Consider the following 19,463-nt stretch of genomic DNA (forward strand, 5'->3'; position numbering starts at 1 on the left):
ATTATGAATTCCCCATTAAGGCATAACAGGTTTCTGTATTATCGACCTGTTTATTCGGCTGTAAAAATGCTCCCTGAGCTAAACCAATTCCGCTCAAAGAATTTAAACACACCGGTTTTATTTCTTCTTTTTGTAAAATTAAGCGCACATCCACCATTAATGTTGGACTGCACCAAGTTTGAATCATTTGTTTTAATTTTTGGCTGTGTGACTGATTCGGTAAAAATGTTAAATAATCTTCATGGTTTAAAGGTCCAATCACGATTTCAATTTTTTCGTCAATCTGTTGAATCTTTTCACCACAAAATGTATTTAGTCCCAATAAACTCGGCTGAGATCCACCTAAACATGTTCTCTGATCTTCTTCAAATACAAAAGTTTCAGGGATAAATTCTCGAATATCAAAATTCTGCTTAAAGATACAGTTCAGCATGGTTTTTAATGCATACGCTGTATTGTTTTGTCCCTGCATTAAACCTGAAAACTCAGCAAAATAATCATCTAAATCTGGCTGATCATGCTGGCTACGGATATAACCATTTAATGCATGTAAAATATCAAGATAGTGATTATCCTGCTCGATTTCATAACGAATAGGTAAATGATAATTTAAACTGGCATCAACATAATGTGCTGTTAATTTATGATTAAACAGCCCTAAAAACTTTTGTGTTTCGTGTCGCTGATGTCGCCCGCTGAGCTTAATCTTATTGGTATAGCTATAAGGTAATGCACCTTGAATACCCGTTAAACCCACCATTAAATTTGTCAGTTCAACTTTCTCATCGTTGAACTCTAAACTTTCAATTTCAGTGTTCGGGAAGTTCAAATTAAGTGAACTATTAAACTCAAAGTCATTGGCCCAATAGACTTGAGCTGCTCCATAAGGTGCATGTCTTAACAAACGAGTAGCTTGAACAAACTCGTAGGCTTTCGGTTCTTGGAAAAGTCCGTCAATTACAGAGCTTTCTTGCCACCAACGTTCTGCACGCATTGGTATAACTCCTGTTGACTATTTGCATCAAAAACCGAGACATCGACAAAGCTGTTCATATTGACTTTTAAATTAAAGATATGGGCTAGCAATTGACTAAATATATACAGGCTATGCCCTCTAAATATATCCGCATCGATATCGAGCTGTACTTTTAAACCTCTGACAAATAATGGAAACGGTTTACTATCCACAAGTTTCTGCGTGGTAGAAAATTGAATCTTTTTTATGGAGTCGATAATAATTTGGTTTTCTTTCGATTTAGGTAAATTATACAATTCCAAAAGTTCTTTAATATGAGAGACCGTATCGCCTTTCATTAAAGACATATTATTCAAAGATAAATGTGAAATGACCCGCCACTGTTCTTGTTTATTTTGCTCAAAATAATACGGTAACGACGGTCGTTTGAGCATCAGAGCACGACGTGCCAAATTACTATCATTCAGAGTTAATGCATTTTGATCTTTATTATAACTTTCGTAAGGTAACTCACGATTACTACATAGTAGTTCAGTACTAATAAAATCGGACTGAGTGCTATGTGGGTCTAGAGCACGAGATATGATTGAATAGTTTAATTCCTGATGTTTATTCTTCATCTGCTGCGGATTTAAACTATAAAAAAACTGGACTTTATCCTGATGATAATGACTCATTGCAAAAAAAGGCAGTACCGGATAATACACTTCATCTTGGTTACTTTTTTCACGCACCATATTCATTTTTAAAATGCTATAGGCTTGAAAATATTCAGGATGGTGTGCATCTGTCACCAATGGATATTCCATTCGCTTATGATTAATCTTTTGCGGCTCTGCTTGTTTATTGAAAAGATTAACAATTGGTGTAGCAAACAATTTAAAATTTGCAGCATTTAATTCAGAATAATTTCGAATCGCTGCTTGATCATTTAAATTGAGTTTAAAGTGCATTTGAACATCAAATTCACTATGTTCTAAACTTAAAAACTTAATGAAATCTAAATTTAGATTTAACAAATTGAATTTTTCAGGAACACAAAAATATTCCATCAGTAAACGATATGCATGATGCGTATGTTGATCGATAGGTAGAACACTTTGAACTTCTTCAAAGCCCATAATTTCAAATGGATTGGCAATATCAAAAATGTGCTGCCCTACACGAATCGAAAAACTTGTAGTGGATTTAAAAATACTATCCAAAACCTGCAAAGGAAAATTAGAAATAGCGTCTAAAAAGATCGGCAAAGTTTCATTTTTGAGTAAAGCGTGCTTATTCGAAAAAATTTCAAATCCTAAGCTCAATGTGGCATTTTGATTTAAATGCATATGTGCCGATGGATGAGTTTTGAAATTGAGCTGTTTTAATTGAATCGGTAATAATGTGACTTCTTGTACCGTCTGATATTCACATTGAACACCGCGCGTACTTTTGGCTTTTAGACTGGTCGCCTTTGGAATAACGTGTCGATCTGTTAATTGCTTAATTTTATTTATATCTTCGAAGCTCACCACAGAACATGCAGGAAATGGTTTTAAATATTGAGGAAACATCACCTCAAAAATTGAACGGGTAAAAACGTCATAACTATCTGCAAGTTTTTTATCAATCCGTGCAGAAATTAGAGAAAATGCTTGAATTAAACGCTCAATATGCGGGTCATCTATTTGTTCTTGGTTTAAAGACAAACGCTGGGCGATTTTGGGGTATTTACTGGCAAACTCACGGGACTGTTGTCCAAATTCCTGTAGTTGTTTTTCGTAATACGGTAACAGCTCTTCAATCACAGATAACCCACTTCATTAAGCTCTTGGAGAAATAACATATTGTTGTGTTGTTGGTTTTAATAAGGCATCAAAAATAACTGGTTCGTATAAAGGATGAATATTTAAATATGCCTGAATACTTAAACATAGTGCCCCCATATTATGACCATCCATGAGCATTTCGACTCGAATCTGTTTTAAACGCGGTTCATGTGCAGCAATCGATTGCTCAATTGACTGGCAAATTTTGTCGCGATCCGATGGATTTGCTGTCGATAAGCCCACAAAATCGATAATGCCAAATTGCAAAATAGATTTTTTTGCTAATGGAAAGTCATCAATCAGTTCATCTAACTTTGCCACCCGACTATTGAGGAGATCCTCTAAATCCGAAGCAACAGATTCACGAAGTTCTTGCAAAGACAGACCTTGAGTCTGCTGAGCATCTGCTGGTAATAAGCGGTCAAATAATGTCGTTCTAAAACCATAAGGATAAAGCTGATCGAGATTCATATCTTCTTATAAATATTTAAAAAAATGAAAATAGAGGCTACCCAAGTAAGCCTCTATCTGAATCCATCTATTACGCTGCGTATGAAGCAGTGTTGTTAGATAATGACCACTTCTTAGTAACAGCACCTTTCGCAGTACCGTTAATATCTTGTTGGTTATATGTCCACTCTACTGCAGCATATTTCAAACCAAATGATTCGTGTGGAACACCTTCATCATTTACAGTTGGTGTCACGCTAGAAACCAACACATGTTTCAGTTTGATTTGAAGATATTTAATGCGTTTGTCGCCATTCGCACGGTAAAAATCAATTTGAACTTCATCAAATGTATAACCTGCTGAACATGCTTCCCAAAGTTTAGGGCTTGTCGCATCTAAATCTTTAACAAAAACCATGTCAGAATGTTCTACACGTTCTGCGGTGTGACCACCCACACTTGAAGAAGTCGCAGATTTAGGTTGACGGATGTTATGCGTCCAAGAGTTAACTTCTAACCAACTCTTGTGCTCTGCATCACGAGATTCGCCGTCTACTTTGTACTTACCACGAAATTGAATGTATATATCTTTCATTGTTCTGAATACCTATTTATTTAAAGTTATTATAGTGTTGACCCAAATTAATTTGAGGACTGAGGTAACTCGGTCACAAGTCGTAATGAAACAGACAACTCATCCAACTGGAAATGTGGTCTTAAGAAAACCACAGATTTGTAGTGACCAGGCAAAGCTGGATTTTCTACAACTTTTACAGAAGCTTCACGCAATGGATACTGAGCTTTAGCTTCTTGAGATGCACCATCATCGAGTAATACATATTGCGATAACCATTCATTTAAGAAGGTCTCAACATTACCAGCTGATGCAAAACTACCCACTTTGTCACGCATCATTGCTTTTAAATAATGTGCAATACGTGAAACTGCCATGATGTATTGGATCTGGCTAGACAATGCAGAGTTTGCATTTGCCGAATCGCTGTCATATTTTTTAGGTTTTTGCGTCGATTGCGCACCGAAAAATGCTGCATAATCCGTATTTTTGCAGTGTACCAACGGAATAAAACCAAGGTCACTCAGTTCTTTTTCACGACGGTCAGTAATGGCAATTTCAGTTGGGCATTTAAAGACCACTTCGCCATCATTGGTTTTGAACGTATGGACAGGCAAGCCTTCAACTAAACCACCACCTTCTACACCACGAATCGCAGCACACCAACCATGCATATCAAATGCATTGGTTAAACGCGTACCAAAGGCATAAGCCGCGTTCATCCATAAATATTCATTATGATTTTCACCTGAAACTTCTTCAACGAAGTTAAATCCTTCAGTGGCAATGCCTTCTTTTGGATCATATGGCAAACGACCCAATACACGTGGCATTGTCAACGCAACATAACGTGCATCGTCACTTTCACGGAATGAACGCCATTGTACATATTCTGCTGTTTCAAAGATTTTAGATACATCACGCGGACGATCAATATCAGTAAAAGACTCTAATCCCAACATATTCGGACTAGCAGCCGAAATAAACGGTGCATGTGCAGCCGCAGCGACATGTGAAATTTGCTCAAGCAAATACATATCAGATGGAGTACGGTCAAACTCAAAGTCACCAATCAATGTTGCATAAGGCGCACCACCGAATGATCCATATTCTTCTTCATAGATTTTTTTGAACAACGTGCTTTGGTCAAAATCGGTCGCACCTTGGAAATCTTTAATCAATTCTTTTTTCGTCGTATTTAACATACGAATTTTTGTTAAAGAATTTGAAGGTGTTTCTTGGCAGAAATAATACAAACCACGCCATGTCGATTCAATTTTTTGAAATTCAGCATGGTGCATGATTTTACTTAACTGAGATGAAATCAACGCATCAATTTCAGCAATACGCTTATCAATTGATAAAGTCATATTGTCTGAAACGGTGATGGTACCTGCCATCACTTCTTTAGCAAGTTCACCAATCAAACTTTTTGCACGATCATGTTCTTGATCTGTACGCGCGATACGACTTTGTTCGACAATTGAATCTAAAAGTGAATATTCTTCGGTTGCTTCAAGGTTTGCAGCAGTTGCAGTATTAAAATTACTCATTTTCTGCCTCCACGCTCAACTTACGAATTTGATCAGTGTTATGTAACACTTCATCCAGTAAATCTTCTAAGCGTTCATTATTTGAAATTTTATTACGCAAGTCAGACAGACGCTCACGTGCAGCAACTAACTTTTGTAATGGATCAACCTGTTGTACAACTTGCTCTGGAGTGAAATCGGCCATGCTCTTAAATGTAAGATCTACCGACATTTTTCCACCGTCTTCAGTCAAGGTATTCTCAACTTGAAAATTAGCACGTGGCGCTAAAGACTCCATTACCTCATCAATATTATCTAAATCAACATTAATGAATTTCTTGTCTTTTAATTTGGTTTTCTCTACTTCAGATGCCGCTGAGAAATCACCTAACACCCCTACAACGAATGGTAATTCTTTAATTTCTTTACCGTCGCCAACTTCAACATCGTAAGTCAATTGAACACGAGGAGGACGAATTCGTTGAAGTTTTTTCTGTACACTTTCACGTTTTGCCATGAGTGCTTTTCCTTGTTATTTATTTTTTAATGTATCGAAAGGTGAACCACTGGCAGCAGGTTTTTTCGCTGTAGTCTGCGTTTTTGCTGTCGTGGTAGTTTTCTTTTTGCTTGCTGCTGTAGTCGTTTGTTTAGACTTGGTAGACGCTGTATTGGTTCGTTTTTTAGCTGGTGTTGTCTGTTTAGATTTCACATTGCTCGAAGATTCTGTACTTTTTTCACGAACATCTGCTGCAGCAGACGTAGATTTATCAATCGTCGGCTGAATATAACGAATATTATCCGACAACACTTTGGCAGGAGAATAGGTCTGTTCATCTAGAGTACGATTTTCATTACTCCGCATATGATTCAGCGCATTATAAGAAATAGCGATACCTGCTAAAAAAGTGACATCAGTAAGTTCAGGCGACTGATAGTTCTTTTCTCGCAGCAGATTGACCGCTTGCAATGCTTTTAAATTGTAACCATTAGCTTGATATTTTTTGGCAATATCTACAAAAATTTCATTTTTTAAGTTCTCATTTTTCTTATTTTTTTTGTCGCATAACTGATTATAAAAACCAATAATCTCTGGATCTGTATCACCTACTGCCAGTGGATAATCCTTTAAACAGGATTTTTTCACAGATGCCGCTTTATCTTTTGCAAAAACGGTTTGTGTTAAACTGGCTGCTAAAATTATAGGTAATAAAACACTAAATTTATTCAAAATTTCCTCTGTATTTCTACGTGCTAAAACTTAATTTATGTGGAGAAATCACCACTTATTTTCCCGTGGGTTTTCTCTTCATTTATCAAAATTAAAAATATGCTGCAGATTTAACAAAAAATAAGCACATAGAGTCAATACAAAAATGTGCCAAATGCTCCAAAGTTTGTCGACTATTTGTTTTTTTTTGTTTCATTTTATAAAAAAATCTTTTTCCTTTTTTTATTTAGTCTGTATTATATCGCCTAAAGCAAGACACTAATAATATATAAGGTGTTGATTTTAAAGTTTTTATTTTTATAGCAAGAAAAAAGAGATCACAGTCAAACTTGTAAAATTTCGTACTGTGGATTCTAAATTTGATGAGTTATTTATGAATAATTTAAAAGTTTTAATTACTAAACTTTCACCTCACGCCCGCATTTCACTCGAAAAATCAGCCAATACATGTATTTCACAGCAAAATTATGAAATCGAAATTGAACATTTTTTACTCGAATTATTAACCTATAACAATAAAAATGACCTCCAAATACTCTTAGAAAAATACAAAGTTTCTGCAGACGGTTTGGCAGATGACCTCAAAGAAAGTATTGCTCAACTACCAAAAGGAAATACGCGCACCCCTATTTTTGCCCAATCCATTGTGCGCTTACTTGAACAAGCTTGGTTATTAGCATCCGCTGAACAAAATCCACAAATTCGTAGTGGTCATTTACTTGTTGCGCTCCTCACCGCGCCAGATTTATACCAAATTGCAGCAAGAGCTTCTTCTCTTTTCGATTTATTACCTATCGATACGATTAAACATAAATTTTTAGATCTTTGCCTAAAAAGCATTGAAAATGAAGATTTAGCAACTGCATCACCAGATGAAAAATCAGCAGCACAAACGAATGTAACTACGCCAGTTAAAACACCAGCTCTAGACCAATACACCATTAATCTTACTGAAAAAGCTAAAAATGGTGGCATTGATCCTGTGATTGGTCGTGAGTTTGAAATCCGCTTAATGCTCGATATTTTGATGCGTCGTCGTCAAAACAATCCGATTTTAACGGGTGAGCCTGGTGTTGGTAAAACGGCCGTTGTTGAAGGTCTGGCATTAAAAATCGCAACCAACCAAGTTCCAGATGCTTTAAAAAACGTCAGCATTCATACTTTAGATATGGGCTTACTACAAGCGGGTGCCAGTGTTAAAGGTGAATTCGAAAATCGCTTAAAACAAGTCATTCATGAAGTTCAAGCCTCTGCACATCCAATCATTTTATTTATTGATGAAGCACACACGTTGATTGGTGCGGGTGGTCAAGCAGGCCAAAATGATGCAGCAAACCTGTTAAAACCGGCGCTCGCACGTGGTGAGTTAAGAACCATTGCCGCAACCACATGGGCTGAATATAAGCAGTATTTTGAAAAAGATGCCGCATTAAGCCGACGCTTCCAAGTAATTCAGGTTGAAGAACCGACTGAAGAAGTCGCAATCGATATGCTGCGTGCCATGATTCCCGTGATGGCAAAACATTTCAATTTACAAATTGACGATGAAGCTATCGTTACTGCAGTCCATGCATCACACCGTTATATCACTGGCCGTCAATTGCCTGATAAAGCGATTAGTGTCTTAGATACGGCTTCTGCGCGTGTTGCGTTAACGCAAAATGCACAACCTGTAAAATTGGATCAACTTCATGCTCAATTACATAATTTGAAGCTTGAATTGGCGATTCTTGAAAATGAACATAAGAATATTCCTATTCACCACGAACGCATTGAAAGTGTAAAAACACAAATATCCGCGCTTGAACAAGAAATTCAGTCGACAGAAACGCAGTGGAAAAAAGAACTCGAATTCGTTCAACAGATTAAAACGCTTGAACAAGAGTCCGAGCAAAAACCAGAAAATATTGAAACTTTAAGCAATATTCGTAACCAACTGGCAACTTTACAAGGTCAAACGCCGCTTGTTTTTGAGCGTGTGAATGCACAAATTATTAATGAAATCATTTCAGACTGGACCGGTATCCCTGTTGGGAAAATGGTTAATGATGAAATTCAGCAAATTTTGAAGCTTGAAGCACAGTTAGAACAACGTGTGATGGGTCAAGATTATGCACTGCATCAACTGGTACAAGGTATTAAAACCTCTAAGGCAAAATTGGAAGATCCAAATAAACCTCAAGGCGTTTTCATGCTGGTTGGCCCAAGTGGTGTGGGTAAAACCGAAACTGCACTTGCGTTAGCAAACGAGTTATATGGTGGTGAGTCACATTTAATCACCATTAACATGTCTGAGTATCAAGAAGCACATACCGTCTCGTCTTTAAAAGGTGCTCCTCCGGGCTATGTCGGTTATGGCCAAGGCGGCGTACTGACAGAAGCAGTTCGCCGAAATCCATATAGTGTGGTTTTGCTCGATGAGATTGAAAAAGCACACAGCGATGTTCAAGAGCTATTCTACCAAGTATTCGATAAAGGTACTTTGGAAGATGGTGAAGGTCGTGTCATTGACTTTAAAAATACAACGATCTTATTGACTTCAAATGCAGGCTCTAGTGCCATTATGCAGGCTTGTTTAAATCAGCCAGTAGAAGAATGGCCGTCAGCAGAAGAACTTCTAGATGTATTAAAACCAGCTTTATATAAACAATTTAAGCCGGCATTTTTAGGTCGTATGCGTATCGTGCCGTATTTCCCATTGCACGATGATCTGCTCGTACGCATTATTCAGCATAAATTAGGCAAAATCACCGCGCGTATTGAAAAACAATATGGTACGCAAACACGTTATACCGACGATTTAGTCGAATTATTATTAAGTCGCTGTACTGAGGTCGATAGTGGTGCGCGTAATGTCGACAACATTTTAAATGCGACGGTCTTACCTGCTTTAGCCACTGAATTGTTGATGGCGATGAGTGAACAAAAGATTCCATCAGTCATTGAAATCGATGTCAAAGACGATGAAATTATTTATGTTTTAGATCCTAAAAGTAAACCTGCGAAAAAACGCAGCAGCAAAAAGACTAAAACCTTAGAAGCATAAGTTAGGAACGATGTAGAATATGAGTTTAGAGCTCGACGCTTTATTGCAACCGATTACGGATGATTTACCTTGCGGTAGTGATTTTTCATTTTCAAATGATTTTCATGCAATTAAAAAAGCTAAAACACAAGATGACCCGCTCTTGGATCAAGGCGACTGGATCGCAGAACCGAAACAAGCAGATTGGGGCTTTGTGCACCAAAAATCGTCAGATTTACTTCGCGAACAAACTAAAGATATTCGCTTATATGGGTGGTTGCTTGAAGCATGGACTCATATTCATGGTTTTGAAGGGATTGCCAAAGGGATTGAACTTACACAAAAAAGTTTGCAAGACTTTTGGCTACAACTTCATCCTGAAATTGAAGATGATGACCTTGATCAACGTCTAGGTTTATTACAAGGGATAATTAATCAAATCCCAACATTAATTAAATCAGTTTCAATCGTTCATGGCGCGGCAGCTTATTCCCTATCCGACTATGATCGACTACTTCATGTTCAAAACCAAAGACGTAAATCCAACCATGAAGATGATGATCAAGAAGAGTCTTTTAATGGTATGGAACAGTTTGAACATGCCTTGTTCAATACGTCAAAATCAATTCAATACCAGTATTACCAACAGTTTTTAGATATTTTAAACCATTGGGAAAACTTAAAAACGACTCTTGATGATTTGATGGGTTTAGATGCGCCAAGCTTTGCTGGCATTGACTCTCAAATCGAAATGATTCACTTGAGCTTAAAAAAAATCTATAAAGCAGATGCTTTTATCAATTCATCGAGTGCTGAACAGGTTCAATCAAATTCTCCAATTGAAAGCCAAACACTTTCCACTGTAACTTCCGTACAGAATGATATGCAAATAATACAACAACAGCATACACAGCAATTTAAACCTCAAGTGCAAAATCATCTTGAAAACCGTGAACAAGCCATGAAAGTCTTGCAAGATATTGCGGACTATTTCCAAGTGAATGAGCCGCATAGCCCTGTCAGTTATATGCTGCAAAAAACCATTAAATGGTCACAAATGCCACTGCATGAATGGTTAACTCATGTGATTAAGGATGAAAACCCTCTTGAAGCTGTACAAGAAATGTTAGGTGTTCAGCAACAAAGTAATGAATCGAATAGCGACTGGTAAAAGCAATGTTTAAAGCAGAAAAAATTTTATGGGGTGAAGGATTATTTTTACGCCCGCAACACTTTCAATTACAAGATGCTTATCATGAACAGCGTTTAAACCATACGGTTCGCGCAACAATACCGTTCGCTTATGGTATTCAAAGTTTAATTTTTGATGAATCACAACTCAGTACCAATACTTTGGCTTTGAATAAAGTTGAAATGATTTGGCAAGATGGCGAGATTTATCAAGCACCTGCACAAGACTTATTACCTGAGCCTGTACTACTTGATTCATTAAATTTACGCGGTGAAATGCAAATTTATTTAGCATTACCAATCGTTCAACCGAATAAACGAAACGTCAATTTTGAAGAAAATACCCAATCGAGTCGCTATCATTCACATTTGACTGAAACTCATGATTTGTTTACAGATGCAACGGCTGCTGAAATTACCTTATTACGCCGCCGTGCAGAGTTCAAAATCTTTGAATTAGGCCAAGAACCACAGCACAATCTTGATGGTTTTCTTTATATGCCAATAGGCCGCATCAAGCGCCAAAGCTCTGGTAATTTTGTTTTAGATTATCAATTTATCCCACCAATATTACATATTAGTTCGTGTGATTCGCTGATTACTGGGCTTAAACGAACGCTGAATATCATTAAAGCTAAAATTAAAACCATTCAATCGAATAATCGTGAAAACGAACAAAAGTTAATTGAATTCCGTTCAGGTGATATCGTGTCATTTTGGTTGGTTAATGCGCTAAATACTGCGCATGCAACCCTGAACCATTTATTGCAATATCCACTGATTCATCCTGAACGTTTGTATTTTGAATTATTACGTCTGACAGGTTCTTTACTCACCTTCTCTACAGCTTATGAAGTAGATCAACTCCCACAGTATCAACATCATAATTTGCAAGAAAGTTTTGCTCAATTAGATGTGATTTTACGTGAGTTGCTCGATACGATTATTTCAAATCGATATATCAGTATTAACTTGAAAGAAACGCGTCAATCCTACTGGGTGGGCAGCCTTGAAAGTGACAAAATTACTCGCGATTCTCGCCTGTATTTAGCTGTTTCAAGTAGTGTGATGCCTACACATGACATTATTTCTTATGTACCGCTGCGCTTTAAAGTCGGTAATACCGTTGATGTTGAACAGCGTGTCATGGCGGCATTACCGGCTGTGCCATTGCAACATATGATGCAAGTGCCAACAGCAATTCCGGTACGTTCAGGTGTGAGTTATTTTGAAGTTGAGCCAAATAATGATTTGTATCAACGTATGCTTGATTCTGAATCCATCTGCGTTTACATACCAGCTGGCTTCCAAGATATCTCGATTGAACTTATTGCTGTGATGAATGGTTAAGGAGCAATCATGAATATTTCAAATAATGCCCCTTCACTTTTTGACGACGGTCAAATAGGATTAGGCTCTTCAAAACCAAGTGCTGAACCGAAAATCAACAGTTCAACTAATTTAGTTGATCTACTGCATGATGGGTTTTACATTGTTTTCTTACTCAAAAATCAATATGTTCCATCCAGCCCTGAAAGTTTCAGGACAAAAATTATGGATCTATTAAACCGATTTGAAAGCCAAGCCCGTAAGCTTCAATTCAGCAATGAAGATATCACGGACGCAAAATATGCCTATTGCGCTTTATTAGATGAAACCATTGTCACCCAACAAGATGCACGCTTTTTTGATTTACAAAACAATTGGATGATGAATCCATTGCAATTAAGTCTTTTTGGTTCACAGCTTGCGGGTTACCGCTTTTTTGAAAATTTAGAGCAAATTCGTTCTAAGAATAAAGATCGTTTAGCAGCACTTGAAGTTTATCATTACTGCATGCTCCTTGGTTTTCATGGTAAATACCGACTTGAATCGATTGAAATGCTCAATTCACTCGTTGCACGTGTCGGTGATGAAATTGATTATATGAAAGGTAAAAAGGCGTTTTCGCCTTTCGCGGCACTGCCGGATCAAATTAAAAACATTATTCACCGTGAATTACCATTTTTTTGGATCATTATCTTTTGGGCTTTGTTTGCTGTATTAGCATTTGGTGGACTGAAATATATGTTATCCAGTCAAAATAATCAGGCGTTATCACAATATCAAAATGTCATAACTGCACCATCGGAACAGGCTTATATCACCATTCATTTACCATAAGACTTAGACACCATGGCAAACGAAAAATCGAATAACGTTAGAATTTTACAGTCGACTCAAAAGAATAATTTACCGCCTTTAGCTCATGCTGCGATTGGCTTTCTTGTTGGTGCAGCGGTCATTATTGTTGCTGGCCTGGGATATTTTTATCTAAGTTCTGACGATCAGCCTGCAAATACAGAGATGACTACTTCTACCTCAACTGAAGATAAAACTGAAACTGAGGTATCCGCTGCGCCCCGTCAAAGTGAAAATGAACAAGCTTCAGCTGAAAAAGCACCGCAAACCGTTCATGCAACTGAAGAAAAAGATCCGGATAATGGTTTATATTCGAATGATTTAGCTACCGCTTTCAATCATGGAAATACAACAAAAGTGACTCAGCCTGTTCAAGCTGTAGCGAATAACCGTTCGCCTTTTGAAATTACCCAACCGCAGCGCCCTGTTGTAGCTGCTACAACAACCGTTAAACAACATATTCCAACCACATTAGCAAAACCTAAAGCTGCGCCAACAACAGCCAAGGTGACCAAGCCTACAGAGCCATCTACGAAAGCAGTAAAAGAAGATGAGCACTTCGAAGAGCCGATGGGCGGAACGCAAATTTCTGAAACCAAACGTCCGAAAGTGGTTGCTACAAAAAACACTGCTAATGCGACTGTGAGCGCTACAGTTTCCCCATGATCATCTTTTTGGTTAGTTGTTTCTTTGTCTTAGCACTGGTGACAGTGCTTTGTTTTTCTTATGAACTCAGAATTAAAGTTCAGGATTTTTTCTTTCAAATCATTCCACAAAGTAAAAAAAGAATTCAGCACGCCAAAAATTTTGCTTATGAACTGAACTATGCAGCAGCACCACAACAGATTCAATCACACTGGCATTTACAACAATGGTGGATTTTATTTGCAGGCTTTTTACTGTTTGCCAGTATTTTATTATTTGCTTTTACTCGCCCGATTACTGCAAGTAAAGTAGAAGCGGATTATTTACGTAAAGTCGATCCACAAATTTACGCTATGCTCGATGGACAGGTTTTAGATGCACCTCCTGAAGTTGAAGAATATCTTGTTCAAGAAGCGATCGCTGAAGAAGCAGCAATGATTGAGCAGCCATCTGTTATGGCCTCAAGTTTCAATCCAGAAGTTCAAGATATCCATACGCATTCATACTCTACAGATGTGCCTTCAGCAGATCGTAAATGGCATAAAATGAACCCACGTTATAAGCAGCGTTTATTGATGGTATTTAAAATTATGCGTGAACAGCATGGCTACGAAATGGTTTTGCTCGAAGGTTATCGGAGTCCTGAACGTCAAAATAATTTAGCCACCAATAAAAATACCACTCGTGCCCGTGGCTTCCAAAGTTATCATCAGTTTGGTTTAGCAGCCGATGTCGCCTTTAAACGCAATGGCAAAGTGGTCATTACTGAACGAGACCCTTGGGCTATGCGTGGTTATCAACTTTATGGTCAAGCCGCTGAGTCTGTTGGTTTAACATGGGGTGGACGCTGGAAATCTATTCAAGATTATGGTCATACAGAATATCGTATGCCAGGCCTGAAAAAAACTGCAGAGATGGCGGCATTACTCACCTCTGAAGGTCAGCTTCAAGCCAATAACATTTCGATTGAGTAATATTTCGATGTTGTGCCTGCAAAATATATTTGAAGGCACACCGTATTAATTTAAAAAATTTTGTATTTGCTCTATAACTTCAGTTGTTTTTTCTGCATGTAACCAATGGCCTGCACCTTCTATTTCTACAATTTTCGCATGTGGAAATTGGTGTTCTATCGCCTTAGTATGTTCCGCTTTTGAAATATAAGGTGATTGTCCACCTTTGATGAACAATACAGGCTGTTGCCAAGTATTTTCAATATTTTCCCAACCAATAATCTGGTCATATTGTTTATACAACGCATCTACATTAAACAACCATTGTCCTTTGCTAAAAGACTTGAGCAGAAACTGTATCACCATATCGAAATGAATATACTCACGCATAATTTCAACCGCTTGTTGTCTAGATTGAATTTGTGCATTTTGTACAGCGATCAAAGCTTTAAATATTTCATCATGATGACGTTCTTGATATGCAAAGGGCGCGATATCCAGTACAACAAGTTGCACTACCCGCTCTGAGATTAAAGCCAATTGCATTGCGACCTTGCCACCCATGGAATGGCCAATCACTGAGAACTTATCGATGCCAATCGCATCTAATGTCTCAAGTACATCGTTTGCCATCTCACGATAATCCATTTCTGTACTTTGAGGTGATTTACCATGGTTTCGTAAATCAAGCTGAATGACAGAATGTGAATTTTGAAAAGCTCTGGCAAGCATCCCTAAGTTACTGAGGCTGCCAAATAAACCGTGAATAAAGACTAGTGGATGCGTTTCGCCCTCTAATTTTTGATGATATTCGTAATTTAGGATCATTTTTGAATACTTTGCTATGTTGATATTATGATGCCTAGTTGATGGAATGAAATCAAATGACAGTTAAAAATTATTAGTCTTACTTAGGCTATTTGTATGTGGTATATGATTTAACTTGCTTAGGCTATTTTATAAATAAAATAGCCAACCGCAATCAACCTAAAAGATCTTTGTCTTTAATTTGCAGATTTAAAGTGATTAAAAGGAATTTTTAAATAGCGAATACCATTCCCTTCTGGTTTTGGAAATTTACCTGCATCCATATTGATTTGTATTGCAGGTAAAATCAGTTTTGGCATAGCCAATTTTGCGTCACGCTGAGTTCGCATTGTGACAAAATCTTCTTTTTTCGTACCAACGTGGATATGAATATTCTGCTGTTTTTGCGCATGTACACTGCTTTCACAGCAGTATTCTGACCGATTTTCTGGTAAATAGTCATGGCATAAAAACAAGCGCATTTCAGGTGCTAACTGATAAATCTTTTGTACTGAATCGAATAATACTGCTGCACTGCCCTTGGGAAAATCACAGCGTGCTGTGCCATAATCAGGCATAAATAAGGTATCACCGACAAACACAGCATCATCACCAACCACATAGCTCAGACAAGCAGGTGTATGTCCAGGCGTTGGAATGTTATAGGCCTTTAACTCACCGATTTTAAATGCCTCATGATCTGCAAATAAATAATCAAAAGACTGATGTGAATTAAAATATTTCACATCAAAATTATAAATGGCGCTGAATGTTTCCTGCACAATCTTGATGTTATGGCTCATCGCAATTTTACCACCAAGAACCTGTTTTAAATATTGAGATGCGGTTAAGTGATCTGCGTGCACATGCGTCTCTAAAATCCATTCTACGCTTAGGCTATTTTCTTGAATATAATGAATAATCAAATCTGCATGCTTCGTTTGAGTAGTTGCAGAAGCAGCATCATAATCCAATACACTGTCTATAATCGCACATCGGTTTGTTTGCGGATCGGCTACCACATAACTGAATGTATTGGTATTTTCATCAAAAAAATGTTGTACCTGTGCACGATTTGACATTAATTTGCTCCCGAAAATTTACGATGTATATAGACGCCCGCAAACATCGCTACAACGAAATAGATCGCTTGATAATAACCAAGCCCGATCAAAGTAAAGGCTGGCGCAGGACAAATCCCAGCAATGCCCCAACCTATTCCAAAGATAACACTCCCCATGACGAGTTTTGCATCAATTTGATTATTACTCGGTAATTCAATCGCCGTCCCATCAAAGGTTGTCGGTTTTGATTGACGAACGGCCATTTGAAATGGAATAAATGCAACTGCAATGGCTCCCACCATCACAAAAGCTAAACTCGCATCCCACTGCCCTGTTATATCAAGGAAACTTAAGACCTTTTCTGGATTAGACATGCCCGAAATCATTAAACCTAATGAGAAAATTCCACCAAAAATAAAAGCCAATATATTTTTCATCATTAAGCTCCGATTACATGTCTCATTACATAAACTGTGATAATCCCTGCCAACATAAAACTAGCAGTTGCAACGAATGAACGCTTAGAAAGACGACTAATACCGCAAATGCCATGACCGCTAGTACAACCTGAGCCTAATCGAGTTCCGAATCCAACCAAAACACCGGCAATGATCATCATCCATGGACTTGCATCCAGCTCGATTGTCACAGAGGTCAATTGCCCGTAGATAAAATGCACAATAAAAAGTCCTGCTAAAAACCAGATCGCGGGTGTTTTTAAAATCGTTTGGCGATTCAGCGTTTGCGCAATTAAACCACTGATACCTGCGATTCGACCATGTACGTATAGGTAGCCAACTGCGGCCAGGCCCAATAAGGTCCCACCGAGAAAAGCAGTTAGAAATGGATGCATATTCATCAGCCACAAAACATTATATGTTTTTATAATATGTTATTTAGAAAAAGATGCAAGCTCTCACGCCGAAATATTCGTTCTAATTTGCCTTTTCCTAATTTAATAATTTAACGGCTCAAAGGTGTTTGATTAATTTATTTAGAAATAATTTATAAACTTGAAAAATCACGGAATATTTCCTCGGAGATTTTTCAATAAAGGCTGTTTATTATGAAGTTAATTGAAATAATAGATAATTTATAGATCAATACTGATATCGCTGAGTGCATCGCTCACCCATGTTAAAGCATCTGAACCCAATTCTATAATATTCGAACCAATTTCAGCTAAGTCAGTCAAATCTACAGAAGATAAAGGATCAGATGATGTACTATTTTTTTGCTGTTCTTGTTCAGCTTGCTGCTCAATGGCTTGATCAAGATGAGTTTGATCTAATGGAGATGAGTTTGAATGTTGTTGTAATTCATAGTCATTATTCTGCATAAGTTCAGCCTGTTATGTTGTTTTCTATTACGTTCAGTTGATATTAATTTGGTTCAAACTCTTTAAGCACCTTATCTACAAACCACCAAGGTAAACGCTGAATACCTGAATTCATCTTTAAAATTTCAGCTTGTTCAATTTCCGCAATGAAAGAAGCATGCTGTCCATCGGCAGAGTTATCAAATAAATAACTACGATCCGTTGCTTCTACCGCCTGCATTAACAAATCCATACTTCGATAATAACGTTCGCGAATTTTTTGTTCTGGAACACCATGTCCACCCGTTTTCACTCGGTACTGAACACGTGAAATATTGATAACAGGATCAATAGTGGAAACATAATACAGATAGGTTCGAAAGCCTTTTCTTTTTGCTTCGCGTAGAAACTCCACCTTTGAAATATGGGACATCACTGTTTCAAAGGTAAAACTAATTTTTAGTTCTAAAAACTGCAAACGGATATAATCAATAATTCTTGCACAAAGATATGAGTCAATCTGGTCTGGATGAAACTCAATTTTCCACGGATCTAATATCTGAGGTTTACGTGCTAATAGAGGAATAAATTCTCCATCGGCGGGACGCTTTTTCGTATATAGAAAGTCAATTAATGCTTCGGATTTTAAAGCGGGATGGTAATCCAACAAATTGAGCCGGTGTGAATGTTTCAGTTGAGCTTCGAGTTCATCCGCATTTAAATATGCCCCAATATGATGGGGCAATAAATATTCTTTAACTGTGCTTTTACCTGAACCATTTGGACCCGCGAACATTCTAATGCGAGGTTGTGGAGGCATGTATTAAACAATTTCCTCTATTTTCTTTTTACGTTTTAAAATTTTAGGTAGATCATCCACTTGTACGAAGTCGGCTGAAACATCTTTTATTTGTACTTCTTGACCATTTTGCAGACGTTGAACCAGTTGTAGACCTTTTACATAAACCACAGTGGATGAAGCACTTGCTTGTTCAAAAGCATGGCGAAATGCATGGATAGCAAGGCTCGGGATCATATCGTCCTCATATTGGCTTGCTTTCATTACTGAAGTATAAGCTGTCATGGAAACAACTCCTCAAACATCAAAAATAATGTGTTCAATCATCTTATCATACTCGCAATATTTGTCTATTTATCCATCACTCATACTGAAAGGAAATCGATAAAAATTCAAAGTGCTTAAATCATTTGATTAGGGTCTGTTGACATTTGTTGATTAAAAAAATAGCGAGATAGTAAAATTAAATCGCCAAACCCAATTTTACACTCGCTATGCCTCGAACAATGCTAAATGATCAACACTGGTCCAAGTTACTTGCTATTTTCCGTCACTTTAATATTTATCTCAAATTAAATTTACGGAATTTTATTGAAGCGATTTTATTTCGAATTAGAACAGGCTGTCCTTGGCGTGATTTACCTCAAGAGTTTGGTAAATCAAATTCTATTTTTAAGAAATATAATCGATGGTCTAAAAATAGTAAGTTTATGAATATTTTTAAATTATTCAGCCAGCATGCTGATAAAGAGTGGATTTTTATCGATGGGAGCCATGTACGAGCGCATCAACATTCAGCTGGTATTAAGAATCAAAGTATTTCCAAAAGTATTGGTGGTAATAGTTCAAAAATACATTTAGCAATCGATTCAAATGGTAATCCTATTGAATTTATTATTTCAGATGGAA

At 37.3% G+C, this 19,463-nt stretch carries 21 protein-coding genes; 7 read left to right on the forward strand and 14 right to left on the reverse strand.

All coding sequences use genetic code 11. The features are described 5' to 3' along the window. Position 1 precedes the first annotated feature (1 nt). The 7 genes from tssG to FTT72_RS12465 all read right to left on the reverse strand — a co-directional run bounded on the left by tssG (position 2) and on the right by FTT72_RS12465 (position 6,571). Complete coding sequence (gene tssG / locus FTT72_RS12435; RefSeq protein WP_180178472.1) at positions 2–994, reverse strand: type VI secretion system baseplate subunit TssG; 993 nt, start codon at positions 992–994, stop codon at positions 2–4. Further along, positions 958–2,766, reverse strand: coding sequence for a type VI secretion system baseplate subunit TssF (gene tssF / locus FTT72_RS12440; RefSeq protein WP_180178473.1), 1,809 nt, complete (start codon positions 2,764–2,766; stop codon positions 958–960). Before tssF ends, tssG begins: the two co-directional genes overlap by 37 nt. A 15-nt stretch (positions 2,767–2,781) precedes the next feature. After that, a complete protein-coding gene (gene tssE / locus FTT72_RS12445) occupies positions 2,782–3,258 on the reverse strand; it encodes a type VI secretion system baseplate subunit TssE (protein ID WP_078190770.1) in 477 nt (158 codons plus the stop codon). Between the two features lie 70 nt (positions 3,259–3,328). After that, positions 3,329–3,832, reverse strand: a complete 504-nt coding sequence (locus FTT72_RS12450; RefSeq protein WP_078190771.1) for a type VI secretion system tube protein Hcp — start codon at positions 3,830–3,832, stop codon at positions 3,329–3,331. Positions 3,833–3,879: 47 nt separating this feature from the next. Continuing rightward, on the reverse strand, positions 3,880–5,364 hold the full coding sequence (gene tssC / locus FTT72_RS12455; protein WP_180178474.1) for a type VI secretion system contractile sheath large subunit: 1,485 nt from the start codon (positions 5,362–5,364) through the stop codon (positions 3,880–3,882). Continuing rightward, positions 5,357–5,860 carry a type VI secretion system contractile sheath small subunit gene (gene tssB / locus FTT72_RS12460; RefSeq protein ID WP_078193364.1) on the reverse strand — a complete coding sequence of 168 codons (504 nt, stop codon included), beginning with the start codon at positions 5,858–5,860 and terminating at the stop codon, positions 5,357–5,359. The genes tssC and tssB overlap by 8 nt, the downstream gene beginning before the upstream one ends. A 15-nt stretch (positions 5,861–5,875) precedes the next feature. Beyond that, the gene (locus tag FTT72_RS12465; protein WP_111885475.1) at positions 5,876–6,571 is read right to left on the reverse strand and encodes a hypothetical protein; all 696 of its coding nucleotides are present in this window, start codon (positions 6,569–6,571) and stop codon (positions 5,876–5,878) included. 373 nt (positions 6,572–6,944) lie between these two features. Between FTT72_RS12465 and tssH the strand changes: the two genes are divergently transcribed. The 6 genes from tssH to FTT72_RS12495 are packed head-to-tail and all read left to right on the forward strand — an operon-like array spanning position 6,945 to position 14,587. Then, the gene (gene tssH / locus FTT72_RS12470; RefSeq protein WP_180178475.1) at positions 6,945–9,617 is read left to right on the forward strand and encodes a type VI secretion system ATPase TssH; all 2,673 of its coding nucleotides are present in this window, start codon (positions 6,945–6,947) and stop codon (positions 9,615–9,617) included. 19 nt (positions 9,618–9,636) lie between these two features. Continuing rightward, on the forward strand, positions 9,637–10,767 hold the full coding sequence (gene tssA / locus FTT72_RS12475) for a type VI secretion system protein TssA (protein WP_180027198.1): 1,131 nt from the start codon (positions 9,637–9,639) through the stop codon (positions 10,765–10,767). Between the two features lie 5 nt (positions 10,768–10,772). After that, positions 10,773–12,137, forward strand: a complete 1,365-nt coding sequence (gene tssK / locus FTT72_RS12480) for a type VI secretion system baseplate subunit TssK (RefSeq protein WP_078193368.1) — start codon at positions 10,773–10,775, stop codon at positions 12,135–12,137. 9 nt (positions 12,138–12,146) lie between these two features. Beyond that, positions 12,147–12,950, forward strand: a complete 804-nt coding sequence (icmH, locus tag FTT72_RS12485) for a type IVB secretion system protein IcmH/DotU (protein ID WP_078190778.1) — start codon at positions 12,147–12,149, stop codon at positions 12,948–12,950. Between the two features lie 12 nt (positions 12,951–12,962). Continuing rightward, a complete protein-coding gene (locus tag FTT72_RS12490) occupies positions 12,963–13,634 on the forward strand; it encodes a hypothetical protein (RefSeq protein WP_180178476.1) in 672 nt (223 codons plus the stop codon). Further along, a complete protein-coding gene (locus FTT72_RS12495) occupies positions 13,631–14,587 on the forward strand; it encodes a M15 family metallopeptidase (protein ID WP_180008112.1) in 957 nt (318 codons plus the stop codon). The genes FTT72_RS12490 and FTT72_RS12495 overlap by 4 nt, the downstream gene beginning before the upstream one ends. 45 nt (positions 14,588–14,632) lie before the next feature. Here the strand turns inward: FTT72_RS12495 and FTT72_RS12500 are convergent, their stop codons facing one another. From FTT72_RS12500 to FTT72_RS12530, 7 genes are all read right to left on the reverse strand, one after another. Beyond that, the gene (locus tag FTT72_RS12500; protein ID WP_180177265.1) at positions 14,633–15,394 is read right to left on the reverse strand and encodes an alpha/beta fold hydrolase; all 762 of its coding nucleotides are present in this window, start codon (positions 15,392–15,394) and stop codon (positions 14,633–14,635) included. Positions 15,395–15,570: 176 nt separating this feature from the next. Continuing rightward, on the reverse strand, positions 15,571–16,455 hold the full coding sequence (locus tag FTT72_RS12505) for an MBL fold metallo-hydrolase (RefSeq protein WP_180041446.1): 885 nt from the start codon (positions 16,453–16,455) through the stop codon (positions 15,571–15,573). Next, positions 16,455–16,874, reverse strand: a complete 420-nt coding sequence (locus FTT72_RS12510) for a DUF6691 family protein (RefSeq protein ID WP_180041451.1) — start codon at positions 16,872–16,874, stop codon at positions 16,455–16,457. The genes FTT72_RS12505 and FTT72_RS12510 overlap by 1 nt, the downstream gene beginning before the upstream one ends. A gap of 2 nt (positions 16,875–16,876) precedes the next feature. After that, positions 16,877–17,290: a YeeE/YedE family protein gene (locus FTT72_RS12515; protein ID WP_180178477.1), complete on the reverse strand. Its 414-nt coding sequence runs from the start codon at positions 17,288–17,290 to the stop codon at positions 16,877–16,879. Positions 17,291–17,530: 240 nt separating this feature from the next. Then, the gene (locus FTT72_RS12520; protein WP_180041448.1) at positions 17,531–17,776 is read right to left on the reverse strand and encodes a hypothetical protein; all 246 of its coding nucleotides are present in this window, start codon (positions 17,774–17,776) and stop codon (positions 17,531–17,533) included. A 43-nt stretch (positions 17,777–17,819) separates the two neighbouring features. After that, a complete protein-coding gene (locus tag FTT72_RS12525; protein ID WP_252725865.1) occupies positions 17,820–18,575 on the reverse strand; it encodes a zeta toxin in 756 nt (251 codons plus the stop codon). A gap of 3 nt (positions 18,576–18,578) precedes the next feature. Then, on the reverse strand, positions 18,579–18,839 hold the full coding sequence (locus FTT72_RS12530; RefSeq protein WP_168379492.1) for a hypothetical protein: 261 nt from the start codon (positions 18,837–18,839) through the stop codon (positions 18,579–18,581). Between the two features lie 209 nt (positions 18,840–19,048). Here FTT72_RS12530 and FTT72_RS12535 point away from each other — a divergent pair. Further along, the coding region (locus FTT72_RS12535; protein WP_180178478.1) for an IS5 family transposase at positions 19,049–19,463 on the forward strand (415 nt) is incomplete at its 3' end.

The organism is Acinetobacter sp. YH01005, from assembly GCF_013420465.1.
Taxonomy (GTDB): Bacteria; Pseudomonadota; Gammaproteobacteria; order Pseudomonadales; family Moraxellaceae; genus Acinetobacter; species Acinetobacter amyesii.

What these genes read in the sequence shown, in the direction of transcription:
- tssG (WP_180178472.1), bottom strand. Translation starts at nt 994, where the DNA reads ATGCGTGCAGAACGTTGGTGGCAAGAAAGCTCTGTAATTGACGGACTT.
- tssE (WP_078190770.1), bottom strand. Translation starts at nt 3,258, where the DNA reads ATGAATCTCGATCAGCTTTATCCTTATGGTTTTAGAACGACATTATTT.
- FTT72_RS12450 (WP_078190771.1), bottom strand. Translation starts at nt 3,832, where the DNA reads ATGAAAGATATATACATTCAATTTCGTGGTAAGTACAAAGTAGACGGC.
- tssC (WP_180178474.1), bottom strand. Translation starts at nt 5,364, where the DNA reads ATGAGTAATTTTAATACTGCAACTGCTGCAAACCTTGAAGCAACCGAA.
- tssB (WP_078193364.1), bottom strand. Translation starts at nt 5,860, where the DNA reads ATGGCAAAACGTGAAAGTGTACAGAAAAAACTTCAACGAATTCGTCCT.
- tssH (WP_180178475.1), top strand. Translation starts at nt 6,945, where the DNA reads ATGAATAATTTAAAAGTTTTAATTACTAAACTTTCACCTCACGCCCGC.
- tssA (WP_180027198.1), top strand. Translation starts at nt 9,637, where the DNA reads ATGAGTTTAGAGCTCGACGCTTTATTGCAACCGATTACGGATGATTTA.
- tssK (WP_078193368.1), top strand. Translation starts at nt 10,773, where the DNA reads ATGTTTAAAGCAGAAAAAATTTTATGGGGTGAAGGATTATTTTTACGC.
- icmH (WP_078190778.1), top strand. Translation starts at nt 12,147, where the DNA reads ATGAATATTTCAAATAATGCCCCTTCACTTTTTGACGACGGTCAAATA.
- FTT72_RS12490 (WP_180178476.1), top strand. Translation starts at nt 12,963, where the DNA reads ATGGCAAACGAAAAATCGAATAACGTTAGAATTTTACAGTCGACTCAA.
- FTT72_RS12495 (WP_180008112.1), top strand. Translation starts at nt 13,631, where the DNA reads ATGATCATCTTTTTGGTTAGTTGTTTCTTTGTCTTAGCACTGGTGACA.
- FTT72_RS12500 (WP_180177265.1), bottom strand. Translation starts at nt 15,394, where the DNA reads ATGATCCTAAATTACGAATATCATCAAAAATTAGAGGGCGAAACGCAT.
- FTT72_RS12505 (WP_180041446.1), bottom strand. Translation starts at nt 16,455, where the DNA reads ATGTCAAATCGTGCACAGGTACAACATTTTTTTGATGAAAATACCAAT.
- FTT72_RS12510 (WP_180041451.1), bottom strand. Translation starts at nt 16,874, where the DNA reads ATGAAAAATATATTGGCTTTTATTTTTGGTGGAATTTTCTCATTAGGT.
- FTT72_RS12515 (WP_180178477.1), bottom strand. Translation starts at nt 17,290, where the DNA reads ATGCATCCATTTCTAACTGCTTTTCTCGGTGGGACCTTATTGGGCCTG.
- FTT72_RS12520 (WP_180041448.1), bottom strand. Translation starts at nt 17,776, where the DNA reads ATGCAGAATAATGACTATGAATTACAACAACATTCAAACTCATCTCCA.
- FTT72_RS12525 (WP_252725865.1), bottom strand. Translation starts at nt 18,575, where the DNA reads ATGCCTCCACAACCTCGCATTAGAATGTTCGCGGGTCCAAATGGTTCA.
- FTT72_RS12530 (WP_168379492.1), bottom strand. Translation starts at nt 18,839, where the DNA reads ATGACAGCTTATACTTCAGTAATGAAAGCAAGCCAATATGAGGACGAT.